This is a genomic window from Reichenbachiella sp., from assembly GCF_965223055.1.
Taxonomy (GTDB): Bacteria; Bacteroidota; Bacteroidia; order Cytophagales; family Cyclobacteriaceae; genus Reichenbachiella.
This window is the reverse complement of sequence record NZ_CBDCVM010000005.1, coordinates 295,631-308,879: the sequence shown is the minus strand read 5'-3', so window position 1 is coordinate 308,879 and position 13,249 is coordinate 295,631. Positions and strand designations below refer to the sequence as shown.

Genomic DNA, 13,249 nt, shown 5'->3' with positions numbered 1-13,249 from the left:
TTTCAATTACAAAAGTTTTCCAACCCACCCTGGGTAGTTCTGCCTACATTAATACTAATTTGTATGAGAGAGTGCCTCTCTGGCCTCTAATTTGGAGCTTACGCCCAGCTTGTTGTAAATATTTTTCAGGTGATACTTTACCGTATTTACACTGAGGTGAATTTCGTCTGCGATCTCCGCATTTGATTTGTTGGTCACGGCCAATTGCAGAATATCTATTTCCCGTTCGGTGAGTTTGTTGAGCGTCATCTGCCCAACTTTGTTCATATCCACTTCAATCGCTTCCAGAGTTACATCCGATATGATCCGACTAATTCTATGGCGGAGGTTGTCTATTTCTTCGGTGAGTAGCTGCTGCTTCATTTTGTTTTTTTGCCGAGCCATTCGTCCAAACACGACTACCGCTACCAGCGCCATGAAGAGCACCAATCCTAGAAAAACATAGAGACGGCGTTCATTTTTAAGCTCCAGCTGATAGTTGGTTTCTTGCAATTTCAATTCTCGTTTTTTCTGCTCGATACTATTGGCTAGTTCAAGTTCTTGGGTTTTGTAGAGTGTGCTTTCTTTTTTGGCTATTCGCTCCAGTGCCTGCTGTTCTTCGAGGTAGTCATAGGCTTTTTCATAATTTCCGATGCCTTTGTATAAGGCAGTAAGTTTAGAAAGAGCTGATAGCGCCAAGTCAAAATGCTCCCTTTTTCTGGATGCCTCCAAAATCCGAGTGAGCGATGATATCGCCAAGTCAAAGTGGCCCTGATCCATGTTGATGTCGGCGCGTCCGAGTTGGATATGAGCAAGGAGGCCAAGTGCCTTTTTCTTTCGCAATATTTCTTCCGCCAGATCAAAACAACTGTCAGCACGATCAAGTGCCTTGGCCTTGACATAATATTGGCCTAAGTTAAATATACGTTTGGCCACGTTTACTGAGTCGTAGTAGAAGCCGTGGATGGCAATTGATTGATTCAAGAAATATTCAATACTGTCGAGCTGGTTGGTTTCCAAGTAGCTCATGGCTATATTATTCAATACGGCGCCTTTCGTTTTATTTTTTGGGTTGGACATAAACTTCAGGCTCTGCCGATAGTAGGCCTGCGCTTTATCATAATTTTTCATCTTGGCATTGGCGAGCCCGAGTCCGTTTAGTGTAGATGCGATGTTGGCGGAGTCGTTGAGAACGATTTCTTTTTCTACGAGCTTTTTCAGATAATACACTCCGCTGTCTCGTTGTCCGAGTTTGTTATACTCCAAGGCCAGATGACTCAGCATATCCCGGTACAAACTGCTTGAAGATTCAGGCAAAAGTCGTTGGGACTTTTTTGTAAGCGCTAGCGAATATTGATAATTTCCCCGGTCATGATAGGCATAAGCCATGAGTAGGTATTGCTTGCCCTTGAATACCTGCGCAGTATCAGGTGCCAAACTCAATGCCGTTTTTAATACCTCGACGGAGCTGTCGTATTTATACTGATAAAGCAGAACATCGCCCAATAGAGAATACCACTCATACTGATTAGGCTCCGCTTCGATCCATTGCTGTACTAGAAGTTTGGCAGAGTCATATTCATAGTGATCAATCAGCTGGTCATATATTTCATTCGGGCTTTGAGCCAATAAGCCTTTGCAAATGCTCAGACAAACCACGACAGCAACAATCCATTTTTTCATACTTTCAACGATCGGCCATATTGACCGAATATTTATCTATTCCTTTGTGTTTCAAGACATTGTGACCGATTTATATCAAAAACTAGAATTGGAACAAGCTTTGTCGGAGATCGATCAGATGCTTCTTGAATTGCAGAAGCAGACCTAAATTAAATATAATAACAGAATGAATTTCAATATATATACAGTAAAATCACAAGAGGTCATCAACAAAGCCGGAGAGTTGGTTTTGGCCAATGGCCAACAGGCCATAGAGCCGGCGCATATATTCCAGAGTATTCTGGAATCTGATGAGAACGTCATCGGTTTTGTTACCAAGAAATTAGGTATCAACAAAGAGCAACTCGTAGAGAAGATTGAAAGTCAGGTGGCTACTTACGCAAAAGTCACAGGCCAGCAGCCCTACTTATCGAATGACTCAGCAGCAGCTTTGACTAAAGCTGAATCCATCGCAAAAAAACAGGGCGATGAGTTTGTAGCTGTCGAACATTTGATCTTGGGTATTTTGACCGGTAAAGACAAAACAGCAAGCCTATTGAAAGAATCTGGTTTCAATCAAAAAGATTTGGAAACCGCCATCGAAGAACTAAGAGGAGGAAACAAAGTGAATAGTCAAAACGCAGAATCGAACTACCAGTCTTTGGAGCGATACTCCAAAAATCTGAATCAGCTGGCCAAAGATGGCAAGATTGATCCGGTGATTGGTCGAGACGAAGAGATACGTAGAGTATTGCAGATTTTGTCTCGTAGAACAAAAAACAACCCGATGCTAATCGGTGAACCTGGAGTGGGTAAAACGGCCATCATCGAAGGCATGGCTCAGCGAATTGTAGATGGCGATGTACCTGAAAATTTGAAGAGCAAGGTATTGTACTCATTAGACATGGGTATGCTCGTGGCTGGTGCCAAGTACAAAGGAGAATTTGAGGAGCGTCTGAAAGCAGTGATCAAAGAAGTAACAGATTCTGCTGGTGAGATTATTCTCTTCATCGATGAGATCCACACGTTGATTGGAGCTGGTGGAGGTGAAGGTGCCATGGATGCGGCTAACCTTTTGAAACCAGCATTGGCTCGTGGAGAATTGCACGCCATTGGTGCCACTACGCTGAAAGAATATCAAAAATACATTGAGAAGGATAAGGCATTAGAGCGTAGGTTCCAGACTGTATTGGTAGATGAGCCATCAGAAATTGATGCCATCTCCATTCTCCGTGGTATAAAGGAAAAGTATGAAGTGCACCACGGCGTACGAGTGAAAGATGATGCAGTCATAGCGGCAGTAGAATTGTCCAGCCGATATATTTCAGACCGACAGTTGCCAGATAAGGCGATTGATTTGATGGATGAGGCCGCTTCGAAGTTGAGAATTGAAATAGATTCTTTGCCTGAGGAGCTCGACGAATTGCAGCGAAAAATCATGCAGTTGGAAATAGAGCGCGAAGCCATTCGAAGAGAGAAGAATAAGAATCGTGAAAAATTATTGTCTAAAGAAATCTCAGATTTGTCTGAAAGGAGAGACGAATTGAAAGCCAAGTGGGAAAATGAAAAAGCGGTTATTACTGGGATTCAAACTGAAAAAGAAAATATAGACAAGTATAAAGCAGAAGCGGACAAAGCTGAACGTGAAGGAGACTTTGGTAAAGTTGCAGAGTTTCGCTACGGCAAAATCCAGGAAGCGGAAAAAAAACTTGAAGAGTTCAAAATGCAACTGGAAGCTATGCAAGGAGAGAGTTCTTTGCTCAAGGAAGAAGTTGGTTCTGAAGATATAGCGGAAGTAGTGGCCAAATGGACGGGCATACCTGTACAGAAAATGCTACAGAGTGACCGAGAGAAATTATTGCATCTCGAAGATGAACTGGGTAAACGTGTAGCTGGCCAAGCCGAAGCAATTGAGAGTATTTCCGATGCGGTACGAAGAAGTAGAGCAGGTCTTCAAGACCCGAATCGTCCGATTGGTTCCTTCATTTTCTTGGGTACCACTGGCGTAGGTAAGACGGAATTAGCGAAAGCCCTGGCTGATTATCTTTTCAACGATGAAAACGCCATGGTGAGAATCGATATGTCTGAATACCAGGAACGACATGCAGTGAGCAGACTTATAGGTGCCCCTCCGGGATATGTCGGCTATGACGAAGGGGGTCAGTTGACAGAAGCCGTGAGAAGGAAGCCGTATTCAGTTGTACTATTGGATGAGATCGAAAAGGCACACCCAGATGCGTTCAATATTTTGTTGCAAGTGCTGGATGATGGTAGGTTGACGGATAATAAGGGTCGCTTGGCGAATTTCAAGAACACCATAATCATCATGACGACCAACATTGGTTCTCATTTGATTCAGGAAAATTTTGCTGGATTGAATGCAGACAATGAGGGCGAAGTCATTGAGAAAACGAAGCGCGAAGTATTTGAACTCATGAAGCAGTCAGTGAGACCGGAGTTTTTGAACCGTGTAGATGAGACCATCATGTTCCGACCGTTGACCAAGAAGAACATTCGCAAGATTGTAGGAATTCAGTTCAAGCTAATTCAGAAGCGATTGCAAGAGAATGGCATGAAACTAGAAGGCTCAAACCAAGTCTTGGATCGTCTGGGTGAACTAGGCTTTGATCCGCAATTTGGAGCCAGACCGCTGAAGCGTGTCATGCAGAAGTTGATTCTCAATGATTTGTCCAAACAGATATTAGCTGGAAAAATCAGTAATGAATCTGTGATTGGCATGACTCTCAACGACCAAAACGAGATTGAGTTTATCAACCTCGATGAAGTGAAGATAGACGAATAGAAAGGTCAAATTTCTATTTGAAGAGGTTGTCTCAAAAGCCTAAAATCACATATAGCTGTCACATTGAGGCTCTCGAAATGTCTGCTCAAGTTTAGTAGCAAGGCTTCGAGGGCTCGGGCGGCGTTCCGCTCAGCCTGACAGTTTATAGGGGCATTTGAGACAGCCTCTTTTTTGTGTCATCTCTTGTCTAGGTGAAATACCCATTTTCACCAAAAACTGAGATTTCGGCACGGTCGTGGCAAGTATTCTTTCATTAAAGATCGAGTGATCTAAACCTACTTAAATGGAAGAGAATATGAAAAAGGTATTAATAGTTGATGATAGCTTTCTTATTAGGCAAACATTGAAAAAATTGTTGCCAGCTTGTGGAGACATAGAAATAGTTGGAGAATGTAGTGATGGTAATCAGGTGATGGATTTTTTATACAATAATTGGGTAGATACAATTATTCTAGATTATCACATGCAGAATATGAATGGGGCACAGACTGCAAAAAAAGTAAAGGAGTCTTTCAACCATATCCATATAATTCTTCATACATCAGATGGAGAAATGGCTTACACCACCGATCATGTAGATGATGTGATCAAAAAACCAGCCAAATTTTTTGAGTTAGCTCAAATGGTAAAACAGGAAATGATGGTTTCTTCTAGGTGAAATGCCCATTTTAACATTCATTAATACTTTTTGGCACAGAGATTGAAAGTAGATACATGAGTTTAGATTGATTAACGATCGATAAGACTGTCGGTCTTATCGGTGCTCAACCGCTCGGTTGAGATTAGTTGATTGGTTATGTTTTGAGTTTTGTCCCGGGGGTGGTTCCCCGGGATTTTTTATTTAAAGCTTATGTGAATAGTGGTTTGTATAAATCTCCTATCTTTATTCAAACTTCATACACATGCCTGAAATCAAAATTATAGACCTTCATTTCAAAAATTTGGATCACGCCATTGCCGCTTACTTGTTGCCAACAAGTGAGGGCCCCATCCTAATTGAGACTGGTCCTCATTCTACCTATCCGAAACTCAAAAAAGGAGTAGAAGATTTAGGCTATCGAATGGAAGAAATAACACATGTTTTTTTGACACATATTCATTTGGATCATGCCGGAGCTGCTTGGGCATTGGCAGAAACTGGCGCAAATATCTACTTGCATCCGTTCGGAGCAAAAAATATGGAAGACCCTTCTCGCCTGATGGAATCTGCCACTAGAATTTACGGAGATCAGATGGACACACTTTGGGGTCAAATGAAGCAAATTCCGGCTAGTCAACTTATCCAGGTTGAGGATCAAGAAGTTTTTGAAGTTGGAGATGTGCAGATCAAGAGTCTACACACTCCAGGACATGCTAAGCATCATATTGCATGGCAAGTAGAAGATGTAATTTTTACTGGCGACGTGGCTGGTGTAAAAATTGATGACGGCCCTGTGGTTCCTCCTTGTCCTCCTCCAGATATCAATCTGGAAGATTGGAAAGCCTCCATAAATATTTTGCGACAAGCCAATCCATCGGCCCTATATCTTACACACTACAATCAAATAACAGATATAGGCAATCACTTGACAGCACTAGAAAACATACTTGACGATTGGGCAGCATGGATCCAAAAACAGATGCAAGCAGAATTGACCAATGAAGAAATGGTGCCGTTGTTTATGGAGTATACCGCTCAACAGCTGAGAATGGCTGGTTTGGACGAACCCACTATTGAATTGTATGAGGCGGCGAACCCTTCTTGGATGAGTGTTGCAGGGTTAGTAAGATATTGGACTAAAAAAGAAAGTTAAATGTATATACCAACCTCTTATGAATAACCTAAAAAACCTAGTCTTTCTTGACATTGAGACCGTTTCGGGATCTCCTTCCTTCGAAACGTTAGAGCCTGCCATGCAGGAATTATGGGAAAAGAAAAGCACTTTTCTGAGGAGAGATGAAGAAACACCTCTTGACAAACTATACTTCGATAAGGCAGCTATCTATTCTGAATTTGGCAAAATTATCTGCATTTCTGTGGGCATACTTTATCACGACAAAGAAGACCTGTTGAATATCCGAATAAAAGCCATTCGGTCCGATGATGAAAAGGAATTGTTGGAAGCGTTTGTTGCGCTCTTGCACGACAAAATGGATGAAGATAAAATCCTGCTTTGCGGTCACAATGCCAAAGAATTCGATTTTCCCTACATCTGTCGGCGTATGTTGATCAATGGAATAGCCCTGCCTCCTTACTTACAGCTCTCAGGAAAAAAGCCATGGGAAATCAAGCACATGGACACCATGGAGATGTGGAAGTTTGGCGACTATAAAAACTTCACATCTTTAGCGTTACTCACGGAAGTTTTTAATATTCCTTCTCCCAAAGATGATATAGACGGTAGCGATGTAAACCGCGTGTATTATCACGAAGAAGGTCTGGAACGAATTGCAGAATACTGCAATCGAGATGTATTGGCTACCGCTCAGGTTTACTTAAAAATCCAGGGCATAGAGTTAATAGATGAGGAGCGCATTCAGTTTGTGGAATAAGCTTACTCTAGTCTTTGGGAATTCTAATCTCATCTATTGAAGCCGTATCAATTTTGTTTAGTCTGAGCATGAATGGTCTATTGGTTCTGCTTTGTTGACTCAAGCGTTTTATACTCTTGAGCAATCCTTTCGAAGGGTCTGACGAAAACAAAGTGACTCCTTGAGGTTCTTTTAGATAATTCTTAAAATTATCGAGACTATTCATCTCTGGCACGTATCCTTTTTTATACAACAAAGTTGAAAACTCAACATTCTGAATCGCATTGGCTTCTGCTTCGGTATACTTTACTTCATGTTCGACTATTTCTTGTTTGAACTCTGCCTCAGGTAGATAATCACGAATCACAATTTCTTTCATCAAATTCTCCTTTCTATTTAGAAAGATTATGATGTCCTTTTCAGGAATATCAGAAATAAGAATGCTGTAACGGTCGAAGTTGATATGAGAAAAAGTAAGCGTGTCTCCTATACTGACCTGAATTGAAAACTCCCCATTGGAGTTAGCAATGCTTTGCCTTTCGTTTCCAACTATATGGGTAAAAGGTACTGAAGAACTGGTTTGCTTATCTCTCACCTGACCCGATAAGGTAGCAGAAACATTTTGAGCAACTGCGCAGACCTGAAACAAGCATATCGCCAATAATAAGATCAGAATTTTGAGCATCTAGAGGATTGATTGGTTTTAATCCTTAAATGCAAGAAGAAGGAAGTTAGGCGTATTTACTATTCCATTGATTAGCCAACATCCTCAGCAAAGCAGGATAAACAATCCAGTGTCTGAAAGGTTTTATCAATAGCATGTAGATTTGGCCAAATATGCCATTCGGTTTTACATAAATGGTCATTTGTGCGTTGGCTTCTTGATCATCTACCACTTTAGCCAAATGAATGGCTGCTTGAACCGTTTTGTTTTCTATTTCTAGCATTACTTCTTGGTCTAACGCATAGACCAGATCGAAATGGCCAAAGCCTCCTTTAGGAAGTTCATCTACAGTGGTTTGGGTTTGGGTTGCGTAACGTTTCTTCAATACCCCTGGTGCTAAATCTTGCGTTTCAATACTTTGGTCTTCCCAATGAAACAGCCGGCCTAGCCAGTTTCTGAATTTAAAAAGCCATCCGGCGAAACCTTTGGTTCCTATCTGATTGATAGCTTCCACGAAAGTGTCCAGAATGTTCTTGATCGGTGTGTTAGGTTTGATGTCGATGGGAAGATGCCAGATGTCTTCTATTCTAAATCCACTAACAATTTCATGGGCTAGCCAAGGTTGGGCTAGGTGAGAGTTTATAGTAGGTTTCATATTGTCTAATTGGTTTTTCATATTTAACGAAAACCAATTCGGAGCGATCACCCGTTCACTCCTTATTTTCTCAAGCTCACCCAAATATTATCCAACTGCTCCACAGCCTTATCTATCGTTTCGATATCAGCCATGACTAACATCAATTTGTCCTTGATTTCTTTCAGTTGATAGGCTTTTGGATGTTGTTGTACGTAACCTATAATATGACCAAAAGCGGGTGATTGGTAATAGGCATCATTGTCTTTAGGAGGAAAGTAGCACCGCATGCGACCATTTTTCAACACGAGCTTTTCAAAGCCCAAATCAATAGATAACCAGCGCAGCTTTACGGTTTTAAATAAGTCGATGACCGACTCTGGAATTTTACCGAACCGATCAAGAATAGATTGTTTGAAAATATTTAACTCCGCTTCGGTCTTAATGTTATCGATTTGGGTATAGATACTTAGCCTTTCGGTAATGTTTTTCACATAATCCTCGGGAATGAGAATTTCAAGGTCAGTTTCTATAATGCAATCAGAAACCAATGCCTTTACATCCACAGCTTGATCTTCAAACAAATCTTTAAATTCGTTTTCCTTTAAGTCATTGACTGCTTCATCCAGAATCTTGTGGTACATATCAAAACCAATGTCAGATATAAATCCACTTTGTTCTCCACCAAGTAAATTTCCAGCACCTCGGATATCCAGATCACGCATCGCTACTTTGAATCCATCACCTAAATCAGAAAACTCTTCAAGTGCACTGAGTCGCTTTCTCGAATCCGAAGATAAGTGAGAAGTAGGTGGCGTGATCAGATAACAAAAAGCCTTTTTGTTGGATCTGCCTACGCGGCCGCGCATCTGGTGAAGGTCGGACAGCCCGAAATTTTGTGCATTGTTGATAATGATGGTATTGGCATTGGGTATGTCCAAACCACTTTCAATAATGTTGGTAGAGACTAGCACATCGTATTCACCTTCGATAAACTTGAGCATGGTTTTCTCGAGCTTAGGCCCCTCCATCTGACCATGAGCATAACCTACCCTGGCGTCCGGAACCAAACGGTGGATGAGGTTGGCCACACTTTCGATGTCGCTTACTTTGTTGTGCACGAAGAAAACCTGACCACCACGTCTTAGTTCATAGCTGACCGCATCTCGTGTCATCGTTTCGCTAAAGACATGAATCTCTGTGGTCACCGGTTGGCGGTTGGGTGGAGGCGTAGAAATCACACTCAGGTCACGAGCACCCATCAGCGAAAAGTGCAGCGTTCTTGGGATTGGAGTCGCGGTTAGCGTCAAGGTGTCGACGTTCACTTTGATTTCTTTGAGCTTGTCTTTGATTTTTACACCAAACTTCTGCTCTTCGTCTATGATCAAAAGGCCGAGGTCTTTGAAGTCCACATCCTTGTTTACGATTCTGTGGGTACCTATCAGTATGTCGACTTTGCCTTCTTTTACTCTGGCTAGAATGTCTTTAATTTCTTTGGTTGTGCGGAATCGATTGATGTATTCTACCGTTACCGGGAAATTGGCCAACCGCTCATAGAAGGTATGGTAATGCTGCATAGCCAAAATGGTGGTGGGCACCAGTACGGCCGCTTGCTTGCCATGAACGGCAGCTTTGAAGGCCGCACGAATGGCGACTTCAGTTTTTCCAAACCCGACATCTCCACAAACGAGACGATCCATTGGATGTGCTTTCTGCATATCGACTTTTACATCTTCAGAAGCTTTAGCCTGATCCGGTGTGTCTTCATAGATAAAGGATGTTTCTAATTCAGCCTGTAAATAGCCGTCTTCTCCAAAACTGAATCCTGGAGCTGCCTTTCTTTTTGCATAAAGTGCAATCAGCTCCTTGGCAATGTCTTTGACCTTTCGGCTGACCTTCTTCTTTTTGTTTTCCCACTCGGGAGAACCGAGTTTACTTACTTGCGGAGGTCCTGTTTCCTTGCCGCTATACTTAGAAATCTTGTGTAGGGAGTGAATACTTATGTACAGCAAATCGTCGTCGCGATAGACCAGCCGTACAGCCTCCTGTTTGTTCCCATTCACATCCACCATGTCGAGCCCGGCGAATCGTCCAATCCCATGATCGATGTGTACCACGTAGTCCCCTGGGTTCAAAGTACGAAGTTCTTTTAGCGTAAGTGCTTTCGACTTGGAGTGCTTCTTTCGGACCTTGTATCTATGGAATCGTTCGAAGAGCTGGTGGTCAGTGTAGCAGGTTACTTGCGCTTGATTGTCTACGAATCCTTCTCTTAACCCCAGGATCAGCGAGTCGAACTTGATAAACGGGTTGATTTCTTCAAAAATCGAGGTCAGCTGCTCGATCGGTTTTTCTGACTCCGAAGCAATCAGCGTAGCATATTGCTTTTCCTGATAGGTCTCCAGGCTTTCGGCGATCAGGTCGAAGTTTTTATTAAACGAAGGCTGCGGGCTGGCATCAAAACTAAATGCCTCAGCTTGATTTAGATAGAACCGATTGCCAAATTCAATCTTTACATAATCCTCTATGGCTGATGCGAATGATTCACTGGTTTCAAACAGTTCGTTGGGATCCATGGCCAGACTGGCACCACCGCTGGCCTCTAGGATAGCGTCAAAACTTTCCTTCGCTTTCGCGAAAGACTTATCCAGCACGTCCATGGTGTTTTGATAGTCCTTTACCCAGATTTTGGAATTGTTGGGTACGTAATCCAGAAATGATTGGCGTGTTTCTTCCAGCAACTTGGTTTGAATGTTCGGGATGATGTTGATCGTTTTCAAATTGTCTTTCGACAATTGACTCTCTGGGTCAAAGGTCCGTATGCTTTCAATCTCATCGCCGAACAATTCGATCCGATAAGGCAACTCTCCTGCGTACGAATAAATATCTACAATTCCCCCGCGGACAGCAAACTGACCAGGCTCGTAAACAAAATCATCTTGCACGAATCCATAGTTGAGCAATAGCTCTGTGAGGAAGTCGCTATCTACTTGCTCACCGACTTTGGCCGTAAATGTGTTTTGAACTAAAGATTTTTTGTTGATCACCTTTTCGGTGAGGGCCTCAGGGTATGTGACGATGAGTTCACCAGCCGACGATTTGTTGTTGATCCGGTTGAGAATCTCAGCACGCATCAAGATGTTCGCGTTTTCCGTTTCCTCAAATTCGTAGGCACGCTTGTAGGATGACGGAAAAAGCAAGACTTCCTTGTCGCCCAATAAGTTTTGCAAGTCGTTGTAGAAGTAAGCGGCCTCTTCTTTTTCGTGGAGGATGAAGATGTGGTTCTGGTGATTGAGTTGGTAGGTGGCTGCTGCCGTGATGGCATCGAGACTACCGACAAGCCCTTTCAAATTAATGATCTTATTCTCGTTGGGCTTCACAGCTTCCGCTAAAGCCTGAATAGTTGCTTGAGATTTATATAGGGAAAGTAATTCTCTTTGATTCACACCTGGATATTAAGCCACAAAAGTAAGTCAAAAGCCAAAGATTAAAGAGGTTACTTCAAGTAACCTCTTTAATAATGAGTCGAGGTACGACTTATTTAAGTTAGGGGGTGCTAGCAATTTTCAACACTTCAAATTGTGAAGAGCAGTCGTACCTCGACTTAGGCTTTGGGAATCAGCTAGAGGATGCAGATGCTTAGATATCAGCACTTGCCGGACCTATTCCGGCATCTGTTTCGGAGACCACCGTAGTTTCTTCAGACAGATCGCAGAACAGGTTCGCGAATTATTTAGAAAGCCGGGAACTATTTCTGACCCAATTCCATTTACATAGGCAGAGTATAAATCTATTCATGATCGCGCACTCGCGATTCATTGTTTAAGGTTAGGTTGGTGATTATGGCGCGTCTCTCTTCGGGGCGCGCTATTTTTTTGTAATCTTATCTATTCTTTAGCATACCATGTAATGGTTTTTATCACAAATTGTCTTTAGCATGCTTTACAAAATTTCATTATTTTAAGCAATGGTAAAGCCCAAAAGGATCAAAGGAATAGGTTATTTATCAATAGCTGGAATTGGAAACCAGTCAAAAGCACTTTTGTTTTTACCAGGAACAGGTGCTTTTAAAGAGAACTATGTGACTTTTCTGGAAGAATTTAGATCAGTTTATGGTCAAATTTTTGTTCTAGACCTTCCCGAACAAGGGTCTAAAGGAGCTTGGCTATTTGGACAGATGAGTGCCAATCTTGATGAATTTATCAACTTAAAAATTGATGATACTGTCCACCACATTGACCTTATGGGCCACAGTGCTGGAGCTTTGGCAGTATTGTCCCACCTTACCCATTATAACATTCTCGCAGAAGAAGGGGTGAGTAAGCTAATACAGCAGAAAAAAATGGATAAAGAAAACTTGGGTCATGCCTTGTCTATGGCTAAGTTTTGTGAGTTAAGAAATGAGCAAAAGAAGATAAAAAAAGTTGTATTGTTTTCACCTCCAGATTCCCTTGGCGTTGCGTTTCCAAAATTTTGGGCTAAAATTTTGGCTTCATTAAACACCTTTGTAATTCGTGTTTTCCTTAATGTTTTTATCAATTTTCCGCTTAAGGTTATGGGATGGTTTTTGTCCAAGTCGCAAACTAGACCCAGTTTCAAAAAAAGTAAAAAGCCTCAGTTTTTTGCTCTCACATTTTCCGATCATCACCGTTTTTTCAACTACATCGCACATTACAAAACCATCTTTGAGTTATTCCATTATTTGGATAACCATTTCCAAGACAAATTAAAATCGGCCTTACAAGACAAAGAACTATGTATTCAATATGGCAGCATGGATTGGGTATTAAAACCTACTTTTAGAATCAATGAATTGGAAAATAACTATTTGATAGATGATAGTATCGTTATCTATTGCCATCAGGGACTTGGTCATTTGCTGAAAAAAAGAAGAAGTTTAGACCTAAATTTATATGACCAATTGCTCATTAACCGGAAGGTTGTAGAGAAAACACGACAATTTTTAACCAATCAAAACCATGGAACCCGAAACTAAAGA

At 41.7% G+C, this 13,249-nt stretch carries 9 protein-coding genes; 5 read left to right on the top strand and 4 right to left on the bottom strand.

Annotated elements, in window-relative coordinates; all coding sequences use genetic code 11:
• Positions 1 to 54: 54 nt before the first annotated feature.
• Positions 55 to 1,662, bottom strand: a complete 1,608-nt coding sequence (locus ACOQO5_RS04315) for a LuxR C-terminal-related transcriptional regulator (protein ID WP_420580455.1) — start codon at positions 1,660 to 1,662, stop codon at positions 55 to 57.
• A 166-nt stretch (positions 1,663 to 1,828) separates the two neighbouring features.
• On the opposite strand from ACOQO5_RS04315, the gene clpB reads away from it, so the two are divergent.
• From clpB to ACOQO5_RS04295, 4 genes are all read left to right on the top strand, one after another.
• Positions 1,829 to 4,444, top strand: a complete 2,616-nt coding sequence (gene clpB / locus ACOQO5_RS04310) for an ATP-dependent chaperone ClpB (protein ID WP_420580454.1) — start codon at positions 1,829 to 1,831, stop codon at positions 4,442 to 4,444.
• A 295-nt stretch (positions 4,445 to 4,739) separates the two neighbouring features.
• Positions 4,740 to 5,102, top strand: coding sequence for a response regulator transcription factor (locus tag ACOQO5_RS04305; protein ID WP_420580453.1), 363 nt, complete (start codon positions 4,740 to 4,742; stop codon positions 5,100 to 5,102).
• A 244-nt stretch (positions 5,103 to 5,346) separates the two neighbouring features.
• The gene (locus tag ACOQO5_RS04300) at positions 5,347 to 6,237 is read left to right on the top strand and encodes an MBL fold metallo-hydrolase (RefSeq protein WP_420580452.1); all 891 of its coding nucleotides are present in this window, start codon (positions 5,347 to 5,349) and stop codon (positions 6,235 to 6,237) included.
• Between the two features lie 19 nt (positions 6,238 to 6,256).
• Positions 6,257 to 6,976, top strand: a complete 720-nt coding sequence (locus ACOQO5_RS04295) for a 3'-5' exonuclease (RefSeq protein ID WP_420580451.1) — start codon at positions 6,257 to 6,259, stop codon at positions 6,974 to 6,976.
• Positions 6,977 to 6,983: 7 nt separating this feature from the next.
• Here ACOQO5_RS04295 and ACOQO5_RS04290 read toward each other — a convergent pair whose 3' ends face one another.
• From ACOQO5_RS04290 to mfd, 3 genes are read right to left on the bottom strand one after another with little or no spacing between them, the layout of a single operon-like run.
• Complete coding sequence (locus ACOQO5_RS04290) at positions 6,984 to 7,640, bottom strand: hypothetical protein (protein WP_420580450.1); 657 nt, start codon at positions 7,638 to 7,640, stop codon at positions 6,984 to 6,986.
• 46 nt (positions 7,641 to 7,686) lie between these two features.
• Positions 7,687 to 8,295, bottom strand: a complete 609-nt coding sequence (locus ACOQO5_RS04285) for a DUF2867 domain-containing protein (protein ID WP_420580449.1) — start codon at positions 8,293 to 8,295, stop codon at positions 7,687 to 7,689.
• A gap of 41 nt (positions 8,296 to 8,336) precedes the next feature.
• On the bottom strand, positions 8,337 to 11,696 hold the full coding sequence (gene mfd, locus ACOQO5_RS04280; RefSeq protein WP_420580448.1) for a transcription-repair coupling factor: 3,360 nt from the start codon (positions 11,694 to 11,696) through the stop codon (positions 8,337 to 8,339).
• Positions 11,697 to 12,217: 521 nt separating this feature from the next.
• Here mfd and ACOQO5_RS04275 point away from each other — a divergent pair.
• On the top strand, positions 12,218 to 13,246 hold the full coding sequence (locus ACOQO5_RS04275) for an alpha/beta fold hydrolase (RefSeq protein WP_420580447.1): 1,029 nt from the start codon (positions 12,218 to 12,220) through the stop codon (positions 13,244 to 13,246).
• Positions 13,247 to 13,249: the final 3 nt, after the last annotated feature.

Excerpts from the sequence above, each read along its gene's own strand:
- ACOQO5_RS04295 (WP_420580451.1), top strand. The coding sequence starts at position 6,257 with ATGAATAACCTAAAAAACCTAGTCTTTCTTGACATTGAGACCGTTTCG.
- ACOQO5_RS04275 (WP_420580447.1), top strand. The coding sequence starts at position 12,218 with ATGGTAAAGCCCAAAAGGATCAAAGGAATAGGTTATTTATCAATAGCT.
- ACOQO5_RS04305 (WP_420580453.1), top strand. The coding sequence starts at position 4,740 with ATGAAAAAGGTATTAATAGTTGATGATAGCTTTCTTATTAGGCAAACA.
- ACOQO5_RS04315 (WP_420580455.1), bottom strand. The coding sequence starts at position 1,662 with ATGAAAAAATGGATTGTTGCTGTCGTGGTTTGTCTGAGCATTTGCAAA.
- ACOQO5_RS04285 (WP_420580449.1), bottom strand. The coding sequence starts at position 8,295 with ATGAAAAACCAATTAGACAATATGAAACCTACTATAAACTCTCACCTA.
- clpB (WP_420580454.1), top strand. The coding sequence starts at position 1,829 with ATGAATTTCAATATATATACAGTAAAATCACAAGAGGTCATCAACAAA.
- ACOQO5_RS04300 (WP_420580452.1), top strand. The coding sequence starts at position 5,347 with ATGCCTGAAATCAAAATTATAGACCTTCATTTCAAAAATTTGGATCAC.
- ACOQO5_RS04290 (WP_420580450.1), bottom strand. The coding sequence starts at position 7,640 with ATGCTCAAAATTCTGATCTTATTATTGGCGATATGCTTGTTTCAGGTC.